Source organism: Gordonia iterans (assembly GCF_002993285.1).
Lineage (GTDB): Bacteria > Actinomycetota > Actinomycetes > Mycobacteriales > Mycobacteriaceae > Gordonia > Gordonia iterans.
On the sequence record NZ_CP027433.1, the window covers coordinates 275,446 to 295,560 of the forward strand.

Sequence of the window (20,115 nt, forward strand, 5' to 3'; positions counted from 1 at the left end):
CGGTGATGCACCGTCCCGGGGGTCGCAGGCTCGTTGTCGTACGTTCAGCCGACAGCCCGGACGACGCCTTCGCGTGCCGGGGCGTCCGGCGGCATCAGTCGACGCCGAACTCCATCGCGGCGCGATCCAGCGCCACCTCGGCGTCGTCTTCGGGACCCTCGCCGCCGGCGATCGCCGCGGCACCGCCTTCGGAGAGCTCCCCGACCAGATCCGCGGTCGCACCGCCCACGATGCCCAGCTCCGCGTACTGCTCCAGGCGGGCGCGCGAGTCGGCGATGTCCAGGTTTCGCATGGTCAGCTGACCGATGCGGTCCTTCGGACCGAAGGCCGAGTCGCCGACCCGCTCCATCGACAGCTTGTCCGGGTGGTAGCTGAGCGACGGGCCCGTGGTGTTCAGGAACTGGTAGTCGTCGCCGCGGCGCAGGCGGACGGTCACCTCGCCCGTGATCGCCGAAGCGACCCAGCGGACCAGGGCCTCGCGCAGCATCAGGGCCTGGCTGTCCATCCAGCGGCCCTCGTACATCAGGCGGCCGAGTCGTCGGCCTTCGTTGTGGTAGTTGGCGACGGTGTCCTCGTTGTGAATCGCGTTCACCAGGCGCTCGTAACCGATGTGCAGCAGCGCCATGCCCGGCGCCTCGTAGATGCCGCGCGACTTGGCCTCGATGATCCGGTTCTCGATCTGATCGGAGACGCCCAATCCGTGACGACCGCCGATCTCGTTCGCCTTCATCACCAGGTCGACGGCGCTGTCGAAGCGCTCGCCGTTGATGGCGACCGGTCGGCCCTGTTCGAAGGTGAGCGTCACCTCCTCGGTCGGCACGTCGACGTCCTCGCGCCAGGCGGCCACGCCCATGATCGGTTCGACGATGTCCAGGCCCTGGTCCAGATGCTCGAGCACCTTGGCCTCGTGGGTGGCGCCCCAGATGTTGGCGTCGGTCGAGTACGCCTTCTCCGCCGAGTCGCGGTACGGCAGGTCGCGCGCCAGCAGCCATTCGCTCATCTCGGTGCGGCCGCCGAGTTCCTCGACGAAGTCCGCGTCGAGCCACGGCTTGTAGATCTGCAGGTTCGGGTTCGCCATCAGGCCGTAGCGGTAGAACCGCTCGATGTCGTTGCCCTTGTAGGTGGAGCCGTCGCCCCAGATGTTGACGCCGTCCTCCTTCATCGCCCGCACCAGCAGCATGCCGGTGACGACACGGCCCAGCGGCGTGGTGTTGAAGTAGGCCTTGCCGGCGGTGCGGATGTGGAAGGCGCCGCACTGCAGGGCCGCGATGCCCTCCTCGACCAGCGCCGCACGGCAGTCGACCAGACGCGAGAGCTCAGCGCCGTACTGCAGGGCGCGGCCGGGCACCGAATCGATGTCCGGCTCGTCGTACTGACCGAGGTTGGCAGTGTAGGTGCACGGAACCGCGCCCTTCTCCCGCATCCAAGCGACGGCGACGGAGGTGTCCAGTCCGCCGGAGAAGGCGATACCGACACGCTCACCGATGGGCAGCGAACTCAGGACTTTCGACATGCGACCAGGTTAAGGCGTACCCGCCCCGGGGAGCGAATCGCTCCCCGGGGCCCATCCCGCCCCGGGATCTCCCACTTTCGATGGATGGCCAAACGCCTGCAAGTCCCTAGGATCGGCGGTCATGACCGCTTCCACGCCTGCCTCCACCGCCCCGCCACCGTCTCCCGAGCAGCCCGGGCCGCGCCGCTGGTGGGCCCTGGGCGTACTGTCCGTGGGCCTGGCGATGATCGTCATGGACGGCACGATCGTGGCCGTCTCGCTGCCGACCATCATCGACGACCTGCATCTGGACCTGACGGATGCGCAATGGGTCAACTCCCTCTACTCGGTGATCCTGGCTGCGCTGCTGCTCACCTGCGCAGCCCTCGGTGATCGGTTCGGTCGCCGCAAACTGTTCATCGTCGGCATCCTGCTGTTCGTCGGAGGCAGCATCTGGGCGGCGACCGCGTCCGACGCCGGCACGCTGATCAGTGCCCGCGTGCTCCAGGGCTTCGGCGGCGCATGCATCCTGCCGTCGACCCTGTCGACGGTGAGCGACACCTTCCGGGGCAAGGATCGGGCCGCCGCGTTCGGTGTGTGGGGTGCGGTGATCTCCGGCGCCGCGGCCCTCGGGCCACTGCTCGGCGGCTGGCTGACCAGCACGTTCTCGTGGCAGTGGATCTTCGGCGTCAACGTTCCCGTGGGTGCCGTCCTGGTGATCGCGGCGCTGATCGTCGTGCCGGAGACCAAGTCGCCGAGTACCCGGCGCGGCTTCGACGTCGACGGCCTGCTGCTGAGCGTCGTCGGATTCGGCTCACTCGTCTTCGCGGTGATCGAGGCGAACACGCTCGGCTGGTGGAAGCCGATCAGCGATCTTCACCTCTTCGGCTGGACATGGTCGCGCGACATGCCGGTGTCGATCGTGCCGGTGGCCCTGCTGGTGTCCGCCGTGGCGCTGACCACGTTCCTCGTCTGGGAGCGGCACCGCGCCCGGGTTCGCCGTTCGGCCCTCCTCGACTTGAATCTCTTCTTCACTCCGACCTTCAGCTGGGGCAACGTCGCCGCGATGATGATCGCCGTCGGAGAGTTCGGCCTCATCTTCGTCCTGCCGCTGTACCTGATCAACGCTGTCGGGCTGGGCACCATGGGCGCCGGATTCGTGCTGGCCGCGATGGCCGCCGGCGCGTTCGTCTCGGGCGCGCTGGCGCGCCACCTCGCAGCGCTCATCGGCGCGGCCGGGACGGTCCTGGTGGGGGTCGCACTGGAAGTGATCGGGGTGCTCACCCTCGCGTTCACCATTCATCCGGGTTCGTCGGGCTGGTCCATCGGCGGCGTCCTGCTGATCTACGGCGTCGGGCTCGGTTTCGCCTCAGCCCAGCTGACCAGCACGGTCCTGCGCGACATCCCGGTCGCCGCCTCGGGGCAGGGCTCGGCGACGCAAAGCACCGTCCGGCAGATCGGCTCCGCCTTCGGCTCGGCGATCATGGGTTCGGTGCTCTCGATCGGCCTGGCGCACTTCCTCGGTCGGCTGACCGGGCCCGCCGTCGAGTTCGCCGACGCCACCCGCAGCTCGGCGGGCGGGGTGATCTCCGGGCTGCGCGAACACGGAGGCGACGCCGGGGTGGTGTTCGCGCTTTCCGACGCCTTCACTCAGGCGACGCGGTGGGCGATGTTCGCCACCTCCGTGTTCCTGGTTCTCGGGCTCCTGGCGGCCGCGGCGGTGTGGGTCGCGGCCCGACGGACCGCGACGCCCGCCGATCAGAAGCCGCCGTCGAGGAACGCCGCGTAGGCCGGGAGGTCGAGCTGGCCGTGGCCGGACAGGCCGATCACGACGACCTGCTCGGTGTCGCTGTTCGCGACGTGCGCCGCGCACGCGGCGATCGCGTGCGTCGACTCCGGCGCCGGAACGATGCCCTGCGTCCGCGCGAACTGCACACCTGCGCTGAATGCGTCGTGCTGATCGATCGCGACGCCCTGGACCAGTCCGAGCTCGACCGTGTGACTGAGCGCGGGCGCCATGCCGTGGTAGCGCAGCCCGCCGGCGTGGATCGGGTCCGGAACGAAGTCCATGCCGAGGGTGTGCATCTTGAGCAGCGGGGTGAGCCCGGCGACGTCGCCGTGGTCGTACCGGTACTCGCCTCGAGTGATCGACGGGCACGCTGCCGGTTCGGCGGCGACGATCCGCGGGTCGCTGCGGCCGTGGATCTTCTCCCGGAGGAACGGGAACGAGAGTCCTGCGAGGTTGGAACCGCCACCGGCACAACCGAAGACGACGTCCGCGCCGCCGGGCTCCACGGCATACAGCTGGTCGACGGCCTCCTGTCCGATCACGCTCTGGTGCAGGACCACGTGATTGAGCACGCTGCCGAGGGCGTAGCGGGTGTCGTCGCTGCGCGCCGCGACCTCCACTGCCTCGCTGACGGCCATGCCGAGGCTGCCGGTGGTGTTCGGGTCCTTGGCGAGCATCGCCCGGCCCGATTCGGTGAGGTCCGACGGGCTCGGATGCAGCGTGCCGCCGTAGGTGCGGATGAGGTACCCGCGGTACGGCTTGGAATCGTACGACGCGCGGACCTGCCACACCTCGACGTCGATCCCGAACTGAGCGCCGGCGAAGGCGAGGGCGCTGCCCCACTGCCCGGCGCCGGTCTCGGTGGTGAGCTTCTTCACCCCGTCGATGCTGTTGTAGTACGCCTGCGCCACAGCCGAATTCGTCTTGTGGCTGCCGACCGGGCTCACACCCTCGTACTTCACGTAGATGCGCGCCTTGGTGTTGAGCGCCTTCTCGAAGTTGCGGGCGCGCAGCAGCGGCGAGGGCCGCCACATCTTGTAGATCTCACGGACGGGCTCGGGGATCTCGACGTATGCCTCGCTCGTCACCTCCTGTGCGATCAGCCCGGCCGGGAACAGCGCGGCGAGGTCGTCGGGGCCGACCGGCTCCTTGGTGCCGGGGTGCAGGTGCGGCGGGACCGGCTCGTCGAGCTCGGCGGCCAGGTTGTACCAGTGCGTGGGAACGTCGATCGTCACGAGATCGGGGTTGGTGGCGTCCACATTGCTCGTCATGCGGGTCACTGTAGTGGTCGGCGCGGGTCCGGCGCGACGCGTCTGTCGCCGAGACCGTTCGAGAGGCCCTGTTCTCGCGTGCCGGTCGCCCGATCGGCACACTGGAGCCCATGACCACCGCCTCATCCTGGACCGCTCATGGGTTCGGCGGCCTCGCGGATCTGGTCCTCGAGGCCCGCGAAGTGCCGACTCCGGGTCCGGGCGAGATCACCGTCCGGATTGTCGCGGCCGGTGTGAACCCGGCCGACCTCAAGCACGTGTTGCGCGCGTCCGATCCGGCGCTGCTCCCGATGCCCCTCGGCTACGAGATCGCCGGCACGGTCACGGCGGCCGGTCCCGGGTCGCGCTGGGCGATCGGTGACCGCGTCGTCGCCTTCCGGGTGCGCGGCGGCTATGCCGAAGCACTCACCGTTCCGGCGACGGACGCCTTCGCTCTCCCCGATCACGTCGACGAGCGCGCGGCGGCCGGCCTGCTGCTGGCCGGGTGCACCGCCGCCGAACTGCTGGACCGGTCGGGCGCCCGCCCGGGCGAGACGGTGCTGGTGCACGGGACCTCCGGCGCGGTCGGGGTCGCGCTGCTCCAACTCGCACGCCTGCGCGGCGTCCGCGTGGTCGGCACCTGCGCCCCGAGTCGCCTCCAGGAGGTGCGGCGTTTCGGCGGCATCCCGGTGCCGTACCGGGACGAGGGCGGCACTACGACCGACGGCGGGCGGCTAGGACGGCCCGGGCGGATGCTCGACGACGGCGCGCTGCACGACGGTGAGCTGCGCGACGGCCCGATCCTCGACGGTTCTGCGCTCGCCGACCGCATCCGTGCCGCGGCGCCCGGCGGCGTGGTGGCCGCGCTCGATACCGCGGGCACCGACGCGGCCGTCGCCGCGAGTCTCGGACTCGTCGCCGACCGGAGCCGCATCCTCACGGTCGCGGCGCCCGCCGCCGCGCGCGAACACGGCTTCACCGCGCTGTCCGGCGCCGACCCCGCCAGCGCCGCGTACCGCGACTCAGTGCGCGCCGAACTGGTCTCACTCCTGGCCGACGGCGAACTGGAAGTTCCCGTCGCACAGACCTTCCCATTGACCCGGGCACGCGAGGCCCTGGATCTGGTCGCGTCGGGCGGCGCCCACGGAAAGGTCGTGCTGCTCCCCTGATCGGCGGGCCTGCTCCGCAACTCATCTCCCCGCCGCTCGGCGCGGTCGGGTTCCGTTCCGGCTGCCGAATTCATTTCCGGCTGCCGCAACAATCCGGCGGCAGGAATAGAACCCGACTGCCGGAACCGAACCCGTCAGTCCGGCAGCATGGGTGCGTCGTCGCCGTGGTGGCGTCCGACGAGCCGGCCACGAGTCACCGCGTCACGGCCGAAGCGGTTCTTGAGGTCGTCGATCGCCAGGTCCAGATCAGCGGCGTGATTCACACCCACCTCGCCGGTCTCCTCGTCGAAGGGGAGGGCGAGCTGCAGCGCGCCCTGCCGGACGAGGTTGGCCAGTGAAAGGCCGATCAGCGTGCACCCGCGGTCACGGATCAGCGGGCGCGCCTCGTCGAACAGTCCGCGTGCCGATGCGAGGATCGCGGCGGTCGAGTCGGTGGGCTCGGAGAACGAGCGCGACCGCGTCGCCCGCTCGTAGTCGTCGAACCGCAGCCGCAGCACAACGGTGCGGCACAACCGGTCGGCGCCGCGGAGTCGTTTGCCGAGTCCGTCGACGATCGCGATCAGCGTGGTCTCCACGTCTCCCTCGTCTGTGATCCGCCTCCCCAGCGCCCGTTGGGCCCCGATCGACGTGCGGCGCCGTCCGGTCTCGACCCGGCGCGGGTCACGCGCCATCGCCAGTGCGTACAAATGCCGACCGCCGCTCCGGCCGAGGAGGGCGGACAGGCCTGATTCGCCGAGCGCGGCCATCTCGCCGACCGTGTGCACGCCCGCTTCGGCGAGGCGCTGTTCGGTCTTCACGCCGACGCCCCAGAGCTTGCGGACCGGCAGCGGATGCAGAAAGGCGAGCTCTGCATCGGGCGGCACTTCGAGCAGCCCGTCGGGCTTACCCGCGCCGCTGGCGACCTTGGCGAGGAACTTGGTCCGTGCGACGCCGACGGTGATCGGCAGACCCACGTCGCAGCGCACTCGCTCGCGGAGTCGCGCGCCGATCTCCAGCGGACTGCCGCTGATCTTCCGCAGGCCACCGACGTCCAGGAAGGCCTCGTCGACGGAGATTCCCTCGACGATCGGGGTGGTGTCGTGGAAGACGTCGAACACCGCGCGGCTCGCCTCGACGTACGCCGCAAACCGCGGCGGCACGGTGACCGCCCTCCCCCGGCCCAGCCGAGCGTCGCACAGTGCGCGAGCCTCGCGCCCGGGCATCGGGGTGTGGACCCCACAGGCCTTGGCCTCGTAACTGGCTGCGAGCACCACACCACCGCCGACGAGGACCGGTCGGCCGCGGAGCGCCGGGTCGTCGCGCTGCTCCACGGACGCGTAGAACGAGTCGAGGTCGGCGTGCAGAATCGACGCCTGACTCCGCTCCACTCGCTCGATCCGCATACCCGGATGGTCTCACCACCGTCCGACACGTGGACGCCCGGCAAAACGAGGCACAGTCGTCGCCTCCCAGGCTTCAGCAGCGCTGGGCGTTCAGCGAAGCCCTCAACATCGACTGGCCCCGATTCAGCGGCGCCGGGCCTTCAGCACGACGTCGTTCATGTGGCGCTGTCCGGACGCACCGCCGGCGGGACGGCCGCGTTCGACGGTCTCCAAGCGCTGGACCTCGATCCGGTCCGCGAATCGCTGCGCCACGTCCACGGGCTGGAAGTAGGCGTCGGGGTCGTGACCGTGCGCCCGGATCCCCTGCGGATCATGAGCGACGACGAGCAGCGTGCCGCCGGGCGCGAGGGCATCGACCAGCTTGGCGATGACGTCCTCGCGCTCGATGGGCACCGGAAAGTAGTGCAGCGCCACCAGATCGAACGCTTCTCCGGGCACGTCGTCGACGGCGAGGTCCGCCCGCACCCAGGAGATGGTTTCACGTGAATCCATCTTCGCAGCGCGCTCCAGAGCGACCTGCGAGATGTCGACGGCGACGACGGTCCAGCCCTGATCGGCGAGCCAGCGCGCGTCGGCGCCTTCTCCGCTCCCCACGTCCAGTGCGCGCCCCGCCGGCAGCCCGGCAACCTCGCGCACCAGCGCCGGATTCGCCTGGGCGGTCCACAGCCGGTCGGCACTGCCGTACCGCTCATCCCACTCGGCCGCCGAGTTCGGCGGATGCCCGTGATCATGACTCATACCCGCGAGGGTATCGAACTCGCACGGTCGAGCGCTCCCGCGCGCGCCGTCCGGCACACTGGAGCCATGGCCTTCCGCACTCGCATCGGCGTACAGCTCCAGCCTCAGCACGCACCCGACTACGGTCTCCTCCGCGATGCGGTCGTGCGCGCGGAAGACCTCGGCGTCGACGTGATCTTCAACTGGGACCACTTCTACCCGCTGTACGGCGACCCCGAGGGCGCGCACTTCGAATGCTGGACGATGCTCGGCGCGTGGGCCGAGCAGACCGAGCGCGTGGAATTCGGGCCGCTCGTCACCTGCAACTCGTATCGCAATCCCGACCTGCTCGCCGACATGGCGCGCACCGTCGACCACATCAGCGGCGGCCGGCTGATCCTCGGCATCGGCAGCGGCTGGTTCGAGCGCGACTACGACGAGTACGGGTACTCCTTCGGCACCAAGGGTTCGCGGCTAGACGCGCTCGGCGAGTCTCTACCGCGCATCACCGCACGCGTGTCCGAGCTGAATCCCGTGCCGGTGCGCGACATCCCGATCATGATCGGCGGCGGCGGACCCAAAAAGACTCTGCCGTTGGTCGCCGAGTACGCGAGCATCTGGCACTCCTTCGTCAGCGTCGACACCTACCGCGAGAAGAGCGTTCTGCTCGACGGCTACTGCGCGGACCTCGGCCGGGACCCGTCCACGATCGAACGGTCCGCCGAGATCAGGTACGACGGCGACGTCGCCAAGACCCTCGGCTTCGCCGACGCGATCACCGCCGAAGGCGTCTCCCTGCTGACCGTCGCGACCGGCGGTCCGGACTACGACCTCTCCGCCGCGAAACTGCTCTGCGAGTGGCGCGACCGGAACCGCTGAGCTCGATGAACCTTTCGACAAGCTCAAGGAGCTGGGCGTCCCCTCGCTCGATGAAACCTCTCGACAAGCTCAAGGGGCTGGTCGACAAGCTCAAGGAGCTGGGCGCCCTTGCTCGTTGAGCCGACGGGCCCGCCAGGGCCCGGCGTGTCGAAACGCACCACCCAAACAGCCTTTCGACAAGCTCAAGGGGCTGAGCGACAAGCTCAAGGAGCTGGGCGTCCCCTCGCTCGTTGAGCCGACGGGCCCGCCAGGGCCCGGCGTGTCGAAACGCACCACCCAAACAGCCTTTCGACAAGCTCAAGGGGCTGAGCGACAAGCTCAAGGAGCTGGGCGTCCCCTCGCTCGTTGAGCCGACAGGCCCGCCAGGGCCCGGCGTGTCGAAACGCACCACCCACACAGCCTTTCGACAAGCTCAAGGGGCTGAGCGACAAGCTCAAGGAGCTGGGCGTCCCCTCGCTCGTTGAGCCGACGGGCCCGCCAGGGCCCGGCGTGTCGAAACGAACCACTCGAGCAGCCTTTCGACAGGCTCAAGGGGCTGAGCGACAAGCTCAAGGGGCTGAGCGACAAGCTCAAGGGGCTGAGCGACAAGCTCAAGGAGCTGCTGGAGCGGCCAGCGCGTGCCGGGCCGCGCGATAGCCGCTCATGCCGTGCACTCCCCCACCCGGTGCAGTCGCCGCCGAGCAGAGGTAGACCCCCGGCACCGGGGTGACCTGGGGATTCGGCGACGGCACCGGACGAGCCAGCAGCTGCCGTAAAGTGGTTGCACCACAACCGATGTCGCCTCCGACGAAGTTCGCGTTGTAGCGCTCCTGAGCCGCGCCCGTGGTGACGATCCGGCCGACGATCACGTCCCGGAAGCCCGGTGCGCACCGCTCAATCTCGGCGATGATCGACTCGGAGACGTCCACGTCGCACCGCGCCGGGACATGGCAGTACGCCCACGCCAGGTGCGTCCCGGAGGGCGCGCGAGAAGAATCGATCCTGGTCGGCTCACCACCGAGCACCCACGGCCGCAACGGGATTCGCCCGGCAGAGGCATCCGACTCGGCGACGGCCACCTGGCGCGAATCCGCGGCCAGATGAAACGTCGCAGTCTCCGAGAAACGCGGATCCGCCCACGGAATCGGCTCGCTGAGCCGAAAGTCGACCTTGCAGGTACCGGGTCCGTACCGGAATCGTTCCAGTCTTCGCCGATAGCGGGCCGGCAGCCGCTCCCCCATGATCTCGACGAACGTTCGGGGCGAAGTGTCGAAGAACCACCGCGCCGGCGCGGGCAGTTGCGCGGAATCGGTGATCGCACAACCGGTCTCGATTGTGCCGCCGTGCCCGACGACCACTGCGGCGAGCGCATCGCTGATCGACTGCGACCCGCCTCGAGCCACCGGCCAGCCCGGCTCGCCCAGCGCGGCGAGCAACAGCCCGGCCGCCGTCGACGCCGGAGCCGACGACGGCCTCGCGCCATGAGCGGCGATCGCGGCGAACACGGTTCGGACGACGTCGTCCCGGAACGCTGCGCGAGTGAAAGCGGCGACCGGTAGACCGGCCGACGCGGCGAACCGTGCCGTCGAGAGTGGACGCCGCGGAGGGCGCGGCAACTCGAAGACGTCGGCGACCAGACCCGGAGCTCGGCCCGCCCATCCGACGGCGCGCTCCCACGAGCGCCCGAGTTCGGCCTCGCGCTCTCGCCGATCCCGTGCCAATCCGAGCGCCCGGTCCGGCGCGAAGCCGTGCATCAGCGAGTACCGAGGCACCACCCACTCCAGCCCGTGTCCGGAGAGCGCGAGATCGGCGAACGCCGGCGACGCCAGCCCGGTCGGGTGCACCGCCGAGCACACGTCCCGCCGGATCCCCGTACCGAACGCCTCGTCGGTGCGCGCACCGCCGCCGACCGTCGGCCCGGACTCGAGCACCAGTACGCGCCGTCCCGCGCGAGCGAGCAGCGCCGCCGCCGTCAAGCCGTTGGGACCGGCACCGATCACCACATCGTCGTACCTCATCGTGGGTCCAATGTCGCACAGATCGCGCCGCCGGGTGTCCTGCCGAACGGCTAGATTGGACTCATGCCCCGTGCTCGACGACGCGTGATCGCGCTGCCTGCTCTGAGTCTCGTGTTCGCCCTGCTGGCCTGCCTCCTGCTTCCCGCCTCCGCCCGGGCGGAGGCGCCCGCGCAGATGCCCGCCCAGGTCGTCGACGTCGCCGACGTCCTGACCGCCGCGCAGGAGTCCGAGATCGTGGACGCGGTCGACGACCTCGCCGCGCGCGAGAACCTCCAGCTCTGGGTGATCTACGTCCGCGATTTCGACGGCATGACGCCCGAGGAATGGGGCCGGCAGACCCAGCAGTTGAGCGAACTGAGTTACCGGGACGTGCTGCTCGCGGTCTCGGTGACGGACCGCGCCTACTACTTCGGCAGCGCGGACACCATCGACGACCTCCCCGAGAGCCGGCTCAACGAGATCGCCCGTGCGACCGTCGAACCCGCCGTCCGTGACGGCGAGTGGTCCGACGCCGCCCTGGACGCCTCGAACCGGCTCGCCGGGGTCGAATCCCGGCGAGCGCTGTACGCGATCGTCGGCGGCCTCGTCGTCATCGCGACGATCGCCGGTCTGATCGTCTTCTTCTCTCGCCGGAGCACCAACGCCGACGTCACCGACGACAGTCCCAACGGCGACGACCCGCTCACCGTGGACCAACTGACGCAGCTCCCGATCACGGCCCTCGATCCGTGGGCGACCGAACGGCTGACCAGCACCGACAACGCGGTCTCGGTCAGCGCCGACGAGCTGATCCTCGCCGAAGAGGAGTTCGGCGCCGACCGCGTCGCCGCCTTCCGCGCGGCCCTCACCACCGCCGAGAGCGCCGTGGCCACCGCCTTCGCGCTGCGGCACGACGTCGATCGGGGCGGCGCAGGACACGAGGAGCAGCGGGATCGGCTGGTGCAGATCATCAGCATCTGCTCGGACGCCGACCGCGCGCTCGACGCGCAGACCGCCGCCTTCGACGCCCTGCGCGATCTGGTCCCCGACGCCGCCGCTCGTCTCGACCGGCTCGCCGAGCGCTCCGCCGCCCTTGCCGAGCGCCGCACCGAGAGTTCCGGTCAGGAGGCCTATCTGGCCGAGAACTTCGGCGGCCCCATCGTCGAATCGGTCGGCGGCAACCTCACCCTGGCCAGCGACCTGATCAGCTTCGCCGACGACAGCATCGCGCAGGGCCGCGAAGCCGTCGCCGACCAGGCCGACAAGCGACTGCCGACGGTCGCGGCGATCCGCTCGGCCGAGTCTGCGCTGGACACCGCGGCCAAACTGCTGGACGCGCTGACCGACGCCTCGCAGAACCTGGTGCTCCTGGCTCAAGACCCGGATCCGCTCGCGCGGGCCACCGCCGAGGTGGCCGCGGCGGAGAGTTTCATCGACACCCGGCGCGGCGCCGTCGGCACCCGCGCACGAACCTTCCTGTCCGAGGCCGAACGCCTGCTTCACGAGGCCCATCCAGATCGCGGCGGGAGGGGTGCGGGCGCCGCGGAACTGTCCGCCGCGCTCGCCGACGAAGCGCTCTTGCTCGGCCGGCGAGACGTCGCCGCGTGGCTGGAGAGCAGCGGCGACGACGGTACTCCTGTCTTGACCGGGGTCCTGGTCGACGCCGTCGTGCCCACCACCGCCGACGTCCCCGTCGATCTCGGCAACGGCGGCTACAGCAGCGGCGGCCGGACGCCCGGGTCCTTCGGCGGCTCGGACACGTCCGGTCGTATCGGCACCGGCGGGCGGCGCTGAGCGATGCCCACCGCGCTCATCACCGGGGCCAGTCGCGGGATCGGCGCACAGGTAGCACGAGCGCTCGCACCGACGCACGACCTGATCCTCGCCGGACGTGACGCCGCCCGGCTCGAGGTCGTGGCCGCCGAACTCGGCGGCGCACGAACCGTGACCGTCGATCTCACCGACAGCGGCGGCACACTGGCCACAGCGGTAGGAGAGATCATCGAACTCGACGCCCTGGTGCACTGCGCCGGAATCGCAAGTTCTCTACACCCGGTCGCCGAGACCACGCCGGCCGAGTGGAGACGTCTGATGGACGTCAACGTGATCGCCGCAGCCGAGCTCACCCGGCTCCTGCTACCCGCCCTGCGCGCGCGGGGCGGGCACGTCGTGTTCCTGAACTCCGGTGCCGGGCAGAACGTTCGGGCCTCTTGGACTCCTTATGCCGCAAGCAAGTTCGCGCTCCGGGCGCTCGCCGACGGCCTGCGCGCCGAGGAGCCGGAACTACGGGTCACCTCCGTCTACCCGGGACGGGTCGACACGGACATGCAGCGCGGCATCGTCGCGATCGAAGGCCGCGACTACGACGCCTCCCGCTTCCTCCGGCCGGAGACCGTCGCTCTCGCCGTCGCGCAGGCGATCGCTGCCCCCTCCGATGCGCATCCCACCGACCTCACCCTCCGTCCGCGCGGCTGACGGCCCACGTCCGGCGACGACACCGGCCTCCTGGCGTCCGCCGAGGGCAATACTCCCCCACCGGTGTCGTAGGAACCGGTGTCGTACAAGATCCGAACGCGCCTCACACCTCTCACGCGTACCGGCAGGGGCAGCGGTGCTCGATGCCGCGGGTCACGGAATCTGGCGGAGGTCGGTGATCCGATGATCGAACTCGCCGTCGACATCGTCGACGGCGAACTCCACGCTGCCGAACTCGAACGGCCGGTACACGAAGATCGTGTTCAGACCGACGGCCTTGGCCGCGCGCAGATCGTACGGATGGGAGGCCACCATCGCGGCTCGTCCGGGTTCCACCCCGAGGTACCGGCACGTTCGCTCGTAGAGGGCAGGCGCGGGTTTGAAGGCGCCGAACACCTCCGCCGTGAGCACCGCGTCCCAGTCGATCCGCAGCTCCTTGAAGAGCCGCACCATGGTGGCCATGTCGGTGTTCGAGAGCGTCGCGGTCAGCGCTCGCTCACGAAGGCGGCGCAGACCATCGCGCACGTCCGGCCACGGCTCCAGTTGCTGCCAACTGGCGGCGAGCCCGGCGCGGCGAGCCGGTTCGATCTCGACGTCGTACGTCTCAGACACATCGGACAGGCCGTCCTGGTAGACGCGCTGCACCGGGTGCCAACGGTCGACGGTCTGGTCGAGCGCCGCGACCCGCTCGAAGTAGTCCTGACGCCACGCCCGTACGACGTCGCCGACCGGCACGACGACACCGCGGGCGGTGAACTCGGCGTCGAGCGCACGGGCGACCGGTCCGTAGAAGTCGAGAATCGTGCCCTGGACGTCGAAGATGTAGGCGTCGTATTCCACGCCCGCCAGTGTCCCAGGACGCGCGTCTCAGAGCTGCTTCAGGTCCGACTGCTCCCAGACCGCACGCATGGACACGATCTTGCCGGCGTCGTCGAACACCATGATGTCGATGGGGGTGATCTCGAACGACATGCCCGCGGTGCCGGTGACGAGCGTGAACTCGAAGACCGCCGTGTCGCCGGCGACCTTGGCCCACTTGAGCGTGGCCTCGCGCGAGTCGAGGTTGGTGATGATCGAGTAGAACTCAATCAGTTCCTCACGGGTCCGGCGGATCGGCGCGCCGATCGGATCCTCCACCGTGGCGCCGTCGGCGTAGAGGCCGACGATCTGCTCGGCGGTCCCGTTCGAGAGCAGGTCGATGTAGGCGTCGACGGCTTCCACTTGCTGTTGTGCACCCATGAGCACTCCTGATCGCATTAGAACACGTTCTAGTTCTTCGACGATAGCAGCACCGGCCGGAGGGTCAGTCCGCTTTCCAGTTGGTGATCAGCACCTCGCGGGAGGCGTCTCGGCGCTTCCGCTGATACGACGCGTTGGCATAGCTGTAGTCCAGTGGATGCACCACGAACCCGTGCTCTGCCGCCCACTGGGCGAGTTGACCGTGCTCGGAACCCTTGTGGGACAACACATTCGACAGTCCGAAGGTGCCGCCGCGGTCGGCGAAACCGGCCAGCTCGTCGAGCAGGGCCGTCTCATCGTCGGACGTCCACGCGTTCTGCTCGTTGTACGGCGCGGTGCCCAGGAGGTACGGCGGATCGCAGTAGGCCAAGTCCGTGGTCTCCAGCTTGCCGAAGACGTCCCGGAAATCGAGGGTCCACAGTTCCGGGTGCAGCCGGTGCATCCGAGTCACGGTGTCGTACAGGTTCTTTCGGACCCGGCTGTTGAAGTCGCGCTTGCCGACCGGCATGTTGAACTCGCCGCTGCGGTTGTAGCGGATCTGGTTGTTGAACCCGAACACCACCAAGGTGAAGAACACCGCCGGGCGCCTCGGGTCGGCCGGGTCCATCCGGTTGAAGTCCGCACGCAGGCGCAGATATGACTCCTTGTTCACCTGACCGAGTCCGCTCGACGAGTTCGTGCCGTAGACGCCGTACCCGTGCGCACGGCTGTCCGAGAGACCGTACTCGGCGACGACGGACTCGACCCCGGCGACGACGTCCGCGTAGGCCGTGTCCCGAAACATCTCCCCCAGACCGACGACGTCGACCTGAACGTCGTTGAACACCACATCCCCGTAGCCGGCGTTCATGCCCACCGTCATCGAGCCGCCGAAGACGTCGACGAAGCGCCGGTGCCGCTCACTCTGCACCGGCAGCAGCGGGACGATGTCCCCCACCAGGCGCTTCTTGTTACCCGTGTAATTCAGCGGGCTGCGGACGAGCGGGGGCGTGATGGTTTCGACACCGGCACTCACTCCGTTCGCGCCGGGCTCAACCAGCGAACTAGACCCGCCGGTGGAGTTCAGATCGCTGGTTGAGCCGGGCGAGGTACGAGCCCGTGACGAAACCAACCCGGCATCGTTGAACGAAACGACCGCGCCGTCGCCGACGTGACAGACGAAGAGCCGCTCGACGATGTCGCCGATCCCCGACTTGCCCGTGGTGAACTCTCGATGCGGGACATCGACCACCTCCACCCGGCCGCGGCGGCGCATGGCCGACAGGATGTCGTCGTCGGTGAGACGTGCTGCCGAGCGCGCGTTGCCGCGCGCACCGGTGTCGTTGTACGACATGACGATCGTCGACGTGTCCAGCGCGGCGATCAGATCGCTGAACGCCGCCACCGCCTGCACTGTGCAGTAGTCGCTCTTGAGGTGGCGCCGATCCATCTTGCGCGCCTTGAACCGCACCGGCCCCTGCTTCCAGTCGGTGACGTTGTCGAGCACGTGATACAGATCCCCGTACTGACGGGAGTTGTAGGGAGGATCGATGTAGACCAGATCCCACCGATGCTGCCGGACCAGGTTGTTCGCATCCGCGCGGGTGATCCGGTGCGTCTGCTTGAAGACCTCGGTCTCCGGCAGCCCGAACACCAGACGCGCGTCGGTCGCGGCACCCTCGCGGAACGCGTCGTAGTGCCCGACCGTCGCCGCCGCACGGTCCATTCCGTACAGCAGGCTCGCGATCAGGGCAGCGCGTTCGCGCTCGTTGATCGCGCCGTCGGCGTGCCAGCGCTCGATCCGCTCCCGGTAGTGACCGATCAGCCGCGAGTTGGCGTCACTGAAGTACGTTCCGCCGAAGGTCTGTGAGAAGTAGTCGGCGGGCAGCGACGCGGGGTCGACGTCGTTGATCCGGCCGACGAACTCGGCGAGCCGGTCGCCCCGCAGCTCCCCCGGTCCGAAGAACGCGCGATAGACGGTGGTGTTGGACGAGAGCAGATCGTTGAACGTGACGGCCAGCCCCGCCCGGGCGAGCGACTCCCCGACCACCCCGGTTCCGGCGAACAGATCCGCGGCGGTCTGCGGCGGTTCGGGCAGCGCGGCGATCACCTCACCGATCACCGGCAGTACCGCGCGCTTGGACCCCAGGTAGCGGCGGTTCCGGAGTTGAAAAGTCTTCACGACCTGCGTCTTTCCATTCCTGCATCTGAGTCTGCAGGAACGGTATCACCGCCGCACCAGCCCCGACTGCCGCCCGGGGATCAGCGTGCAGAAGACGTCACTTCAAGTCAGTGCTCGACTTGCCCAGCACGCGTCGAGCGATGATCAGCTGCTGGATCTGCTGGGTGCCCTCGAAGATGTCCAGGATCTTCGAGTCCCGAGCCCACTTCTCCAGCAGCTCGGTCTCACCGTAGGCCTGCGTCGCCCCGATCTCGACGGCCTTGTTGGTCACGTCGGTGACGGTGCGGCCGGCCTTGGCCTTGCTCATCGACGCCTCGAGCGAGTTCGGTTCGGAGTTGTCGGCCATCCAGGCCGCCCGGAGCGTGTGCAGCCAGGACGCCTCCCAGTCGGATTCGAGCCGGATGAACTCGGCGACGGACGCGTGCTGGGACGCGGCGGGCCGGTCGTAGTCGACCGGGTTGCCGGACTCCTCGAGCATGCGGCGCAGCTCTTCCAGCGCCGCCCGACCGACACCGACGGCCATCGCGGCGACGACCGGACGGGTGTTGTCGAACGTCTGCATCACCCCGCCGAACGCCTTCTTGACGTCGATCTCCGGGCTGCCGAGCAGGTTCTCCTTCGGCACCCGCACGTCGGTGAACACGACGACGGCGGTGTCGGAGGCCTTGATGCCGAGCTTCTCCTCCAGGCGGGCGACCTCCACGCCTTTCGCATCCAGCGGTACGACGAAGCTCTTGATCGCGGCGCGGCCGAGCGACTTGTCCAGGGTCGCCCACACCACGACGTGGTCCGCGCGCGAACCGCAGGTCACGAAGATCTTCTCGCCGTTGATCACGTACTCGTCGCCGTCGAGCACCGCGGTGGTGGTGACGGCCGCCGAGTCGCTGCCGAAGCCGGGTTCGGTGATGGCCATCGCTGCCCAGACGTCACCGAAGCGCTCGAGCTGCTCCTCGTCGGCGACCGCCGCGATCGCGGCGTTGCCCAGACCCTGACCGGGGATCGAGAGCATCAGGCCGACGTCTCCCCAGCCGAGCTCGCGGGCACTGAGCACCGAACGCAGGTTGGCGCCGTTGACGGTGTCTTCGGAACCGGCATCGCTCGTGCCGGATTCGGCCGATCGCTCCTGCGCCCGGGCCTGCTTGGCGAGCTTGCCCAGCTCGTCGAGCTCGGTCGGGTACTCGTGCTCGGCCGCGTCGTACTTGCGGCTGATCGGCCGGAAGAGGTGCTCGGCCGCCAGCCGGGCACGTTCGACGGTGGAGTTCAGCTTCTCCGGAAGCTCGAGGTTGATCGCCATGGCGGCTACCTTACTACTGGGTAAGTTAGAAGCCAAGGGCGAGTTCCCGCCGACCTCCCAGTCACGACGCGCCGACTCGGCCAGACTTGGAGCCGTGCAGCACGCGACGACTCAGTGGCGCCGGCGCCTCTCCGCATCCGACCCAGGACACGCGCGCCTCACCAACACGCTCGCGGTGACCGCCGCGGTCCTGGTGAGCACCGGTGCTTCCTGGCTCATCGTCCGGCACGAGCTCGCAGACCGCGGCTTCTTCGCCTCCGCGATCCTGCTGACCGTCCAGCTGGCGATGACCGTCGACGACGACACGCCGCGCGGGCGCCTCGCCACCAGCGCCGCCGCACTGGTCCCGATGGTCGCCGCACCGGCTGCCGCCGCACTCCTGGATCAGTGGCGGGGCATCGAGATCGCGTTCTTCATCGCGCTCGCCGGCCTGGCGATCTGGCTGCGGCGCTTCGGATCCCGCAGCGGCACGCTCGGCATGGTCGCCTTCTTCGCCTACTTCTATGCACTCGTCCTGCGCCCTCCGCCGTCGCAGCTGCCCGGCTACCTGCTGCTGATGGCCTGCGTCACCGGCGGCGTGGTCCTGGTGCGGCTGCTGCTCCTGCACGAGCGGCCTGGACGTCAGCTCGCGATCCTGCTCTCCGAACTACGCGCGGCCTCGGCCGCCGCCCTCACCGCGGCCACCGGCGCCGTGCCCGGCACCGATCGCTTCCGACTGCTCAAGGGCCGGCTGCGGGCAGTCGACTCGGTCGCCTGGGCGATCGCCGGCTGGCAGAGCCGCTTCCCCACCGCAGACGTGGTCGATTGCACCGATCGCACCCTCCGCAATCGGACCCTCGACGCCCGGATCGACGTCGAGCACGCCGCCCTGGAGGTCTCCGCCCTGGTCCACTCGCGCGGCCCGGGCGTCCTGACCGGGCCGCTGCACCACGCCCTCGACGACCTCGCTCTGATGCTCGACGACGCGCCCTCGAGCGCCTGGAAGGATGCCGCCGACCGCGCGCGGCGGCAGCGGACCGCGGCTGCCGACGACCTCCCCGCGGGTCTGGCGACCTACCTGACTGCGCGCAGCACGCTGGCGCACTGGGCCCTGCGCACCATCGACCTGAACGCGCCCTACCGGGACGACTCGTCCGGCGTCGACGTGGCAACCGTTTCGGACAGTTCTCCAACAGCCGGGCCGCCCGTCACCCCGCGCTCCGCCGCACCCACCGGCGCCGCCGGTCCGAGCCGGGCCTTCTGGCGCACCTGGGCGCCGTCGACCCGGATGGCGGTCCAGGCCATGGTGGCCGCGGGCCTGGCGACCGTGGTGGGCGAGGCCATCGACGCCAGCCGCTGGTACTGGGCCGTGATGGCGTCGTTCATGATCTTCGTCGGCACCACTCGCAGCTCGGTCCTGACCCGCGCGTCCCGCCGCGTGATCGGCACCGGCGCGGCCGTCGCTCTCGGAATCGTCGTCGCCGTGGTGCTCGACGGGCCGTCGTACTGGCACCTGCTCATCGGCCTCGCCGGAGTGATCGGGGCGTTCTACCTCGGCCCGCTGAACCAGATCTATTCGGCCTTCTTCCTCACTCTCCTGGTGGTCTCCCAATACGGCCTACTGGGGGTACTGGACCCGCGGCTGATGACACTTCGGCTGGAAGAGACCGTCGCCGGCATGGCAGTCGGCGTGCTCTGCGCCTTCCTGGTGTTCTCCACCGACTCCAAGCACGCACTCGCAGCCGCCGTCACGGCCTATCTGGACGCGCTGACCACGCTGGTGCGCGGGATCGGCGCCGCGATGACCCGACCCGGTCAGACGGGAGCGCTGCTCGCCGCCGCCGCCGCGCTCGACCGGGCACAGGAGAAGCTCGACGCGATCGTCGGGTCGATGTCACTGTCGTTCGTCAACGGGCGCCGCTCACGCGTCACCACGCTCACACACCTGATGCGGGTGGCGAGCCGGTCGGCCGAGCACGCCGCCCAGTCCGCGATCCATGTGACCGACCGCGCACCGGGCGAGCAGCTCGGCGGAGCGGGCGCCGACGTCTTCGAGGGCGCCGTGGCACACGTCGTCGAGAACGCTGCCCGGGCGCGCGCGGTCCTCGTCGACGGCGCCGCATCCACCGCGGACCCCGAGGACACCTCGGTGGCCGACGCGTGCGCGCAGCTCCGCTCGGCTGCGGAGGCGACACCTAGCCACGCCCTCCTGCTGCTGACGCGCGTGGACTGGGCGCTGGTCTCCGCCTGCCAGATTCGTTCAAAAGGTGCCTGATCGGCGCACCCGCAGGGCTCGAGGGACAGCAGGCGGGA

15 protein-coding genes are annotated in these 20,115 nt (G+C 69.6%); 6 read left to right on the top strand and 9 right to left on the bottom strand.

The genetic code is table 11. The features are described from left to right. Positions 1-94: 94 nt before the first annotated feature. Complete coding sequence (gene argG, locus C6V83_RS01270; RefSeq protein ID WP_105940861.1) at positions 95-1,513, bottom strand: argininosuccinate synthase; 1,419 nt, start codon at positions 1,511-1,513, stop codon at positions 95-97. 121 nt (positions 1,514-1,634) lie between these two features. Here argG and C6V83_RS01275 point away from each other — a divergent pair, with 121 nt between their 5' ends. Then, positions 1,635-3,281: a DHA2 family efflux MFS transporter permease subunit gene (locus C6V83_RS01275; protein ID WP_105940862.1), complete on the top strand. Its 1,647-nt coding sequence runs from the start codon at positions 1,635-1,637 to the stop codon at positions 3,279-3,281. Here the strand turns inward: C6V83_RS01275 and C6V83_RS01280 are convergent. Further along, the gene (locus tag C6V83_RS01280; protein WP_105940863.1) at positions 3,251-4,552 is read right to left on the bottom strand and encodes a TrpB-like pyridoxal phosphate-dependent enzyme; all 1,302 of its coding nucleotides are present in this window, start codon (positions 4,550-4,552) and stop codon (positions 3,251-3,253) included. The genes C6V83_RS01275 and C6V83_RS01280 overlap by 31 nt on opposite strands. A 110-nt stretch (positions 4,553-4,662) precedes the next feature. On the opposite strand from C6V83_RS01280, the gene C6V83_RS01285 reads away from it, so the two are divergent. Beyond that, positions 4,663-5,700, top strand: a complete 1,038-nt coding sequence (locus C6V83_RS01285; protein ID WP_105940864.1) for a quinone oxidoreductase family protein — start codon at positions 4,663-4,665, stop codon at positions 5,698-5,700. A 134-nt stretch (positions 5,701-5,834) separates the two neighbouring features. Here C6V83_RS01285 and dinB read toward each other — a convergent pair whose 3' ends face one another. Next, positions 5,835-7,082 carry a DNA polymerase IV gene (gene dinB, locus C6V83_RS01290; RefSeq protein WP_105940865.1) on the bottom strand — a complete coding sequence of 416 codons (1,248 nt, stop codon included), beginning with the start codon at positions 7,080-7,082 and terminating at the stop codon, positions 5,835-5,837. Between the two features lie 123 nt (positions 7,083-7,205). After that, a complete protein-coding gene (locus tag C6V83_RS01295; RefSeq protein ID WP_105940866.1) occupies positions 7,206-7,820 on the bottom strand; it encodes a class I SAM-dependent methyltransferase in 615 nt (204 codons plus the stop codon). A gap of 66 nt (positions 7,821-7,886) precedes the next feature. Here C6V83_RS01295 and C6V83_RS01300 point away from each other — a divergent pair, with 66 nt between their 5' ends. Further along, positions 7,887-8,678, top strand: a complete 792-nt coding sequence (locus tag C6V83_RS01300; RefSeq protein ID WP_105940867.1) for an LLM class F420-dependent oxidoreductase — start codon at positions 7,887-7,889, stop codon at positions 8,676-8,678. A 590-nt stretch (positions 8,679-9,268) separates the two neighbouring features. Here C6V83_RS01300 and C6V83_RS01305 read toward each other — a convergent pair. Continuing rightward, complete coding sequence (locus tag C6V83_RS01305) at positions 9,269-10,675, bottom strand: phytoene desaturase family protein (protein WP_105940868.1); 1,407 nt, start codon at positions 10,673-10,675, stop codon at positions 9,269-9,271. A 63-nt stretch (positions 10,676-10,738) separates the two neighbouring features. On the opposite strand from C6V83_RS01305, the gene C6V83_RS01310 reads away from it, so the two are divergent. Both C6V83_RS01310 and C6V83_RS01315 read left to right on the top strand, forming a co-directional pair. After that, on the top strand, positions 10,739-12,448 hold the full coding sequence (locus tag C6V83_RS01310; RefSeq protein ID WP_105940869.1) for a TPM domain-containing protein: 1,710 nt from the start codon (positions 10,739-10,741) through the stop codon (positions 12,446-12,448). A 3-nt stretch (positions 12,449-12,451) separates the two neighbouring features. Further along, complete coding sequence (locus tag C6V83_RS01315) at positions 12,452-13,129, top strand: SDR family oxidoreductase (RefSeq protein WP_105940870.1); 678 nt, start codon at positions 12,452-12,454, stop codon at positions 13,127-13,129. Positions 13,130-13,282: 153 nt separating this feature from the next. On the opposite strand, the gene C6V83_RS01320 is transcribed toward C6V83_RS01315, so the two are convergent. From C6V83_RS01320 to C6V83_RS01335, 4 genes are all read right to left on the bottom strand, one after another. Continuing rightward, complete coding sequence (locus C6V83_RS01320) at positions 13,283-13,969, bottom strand: haloacid dehalogenase type II (RefSeq protein WP_105940871.1); 687 nt, start codon at positions 13,967-13,969, stop codon at positions 13,283-13,285. 27 nt (positions 13,970-13,996) lie between these two features. After that, positions 13,997-14,368 (bottom strand): nuclear transport factor 2 family protein, encoded by a 372-nt coding sequence (locus C6V83_RS01325; protein WP_199832563.1) that lies wholly within the window; start codon positions 14,366-14,368, stop codon positions 13,997-13,999. Between the two features lie 64 nt (positions 14,369-14,432). Further along, the gene (locus tag C6V83_RS01330; RefSeq protein WP_105940873.1) at positions 14,433-16,529 is read right to left on the bottom strand and encodes a DNA adenine methylase; all 2,097 of its coding nucleotides are present in this window, start codon (positions 16,527-16,529) and stop codon (positions 14,433-14,435) included. Between the two features lie 97 nt (positions 16,530-16,626). After that, positions 16,627-17,823 carry an acyl-CoA dehydrogenase family protein gene (locus C6V83_RS01335; RefSeq protein WP_105940874.1) on the bottom strand — a complete coding sequence of 399 codons (1,197 nt, stop codon included), beginning with the start codon at positions 17,821-17,823 and terminating at the stop codon, positions 16,627-16,629. A 94-nt stretch (positions 17,824-17,917) separates the two neighbouring features. Between C6V83_RS01335 and C6V83_RS01340 the strand changes: the two genes are divergently transcribed. Beyond that, positions 17,918-20,077: an FUSC family protein gene (locus C6V83_RS01340; RefSeq protein WP_159067415.1), complete on the top strand. Its 2,160-nt coding sequence runs from the start codon at positions 17,918-17,920 to the stop codon at positions 20,075-20,077. Positions 20,078-20,115: the final 38 nt, after the last annotated feature.

Bases quoted from the DNA above. Each gene is read 5' to 3' on its own strand.
- argG (WP_105940861.1), bottom strand. From the start codon at position 1,513: ATGTCGAAAGTCCTGAGTTCGCTGCCCATCGGTGAGCGTGTCGGTATC.
- C6V83_RS01275 (WP_105940862.1), top strand. From the start codon at position 1,635: ATGACCGCTTCCACGCCTGCCTCCACCGCCCCGCCACCGTCTCCCGAG.
- C6V83_RS01280 (WP_105940863.1), bottom strand. From the start codon at position 4,552: ATGACGAGCAATGTGGACGCCACCAACCCCGATCTCGTGACGATCGAC.
- C6V83_RS01285 (WP_105940864.1), top strand. From the start codon at position 4,663: ATGACCACCGCCTCATCCTGGACCGCTCATGGGTTCGGCGGCCTCGCG.
- dinB (WP_105940865.1), bottom strand. From the start codon at position 7,082: ATGCGGATCGAGCGAGTGGAGCGGAGTCAGGCGTCGATTCTGCACGCC.
- C6V83_RS01295 (WP_105940866.1), bottom strand. From the start codon at position 7,820: ATGAGTCATGATCACGGGCATCCGCCGAACTCGGCGGCCGAGTGGGAT.
- C6V83_RS01300 (WP_105940867.1), top strand. From the start codon at position 7,887: ATGGCCTTCCGCACTCGCATCGGCGTACAGCTCCAGCCTCAGCACGCA.
- C6V83_RS01305 (WP_105940868.1), bottom strand. From the start codon at position 10,675: ATGAGGTACGACGATGTGGTGATCGGTGCCGGTCCCAACGGCTTGACG.
- C6V83_RS01310 (WP_105940869.1), top strand. From the start codon at position 10,739: ATGCCCCGTGCTCGACGACGCGTGATCGCGCTGCCTGCTCTGAGTCTC.
- C6V83_RS01315 (WP_105940870.1), top strand. From the start codon at position 12,452: ATGCCCACCGCGCTCATCACCGGGGCCAGTCGCGGGATCGGCGCACAG.
- C6V83_RS01325 (WP_199832563.1), bottom strand. From the start codon at position 14,368: ATGGGTGCACAACAGCAAGTGGAAGCCGTCGACGCCTACATCGACCTG.
- C6V83_RS01335 (WP_105940874.1), bottom strand. From the start codon at position 17,823: ATGGCGATCAACCTCGAGCTTCCGGAGAAGCTGAACTCCACCGTCGAA.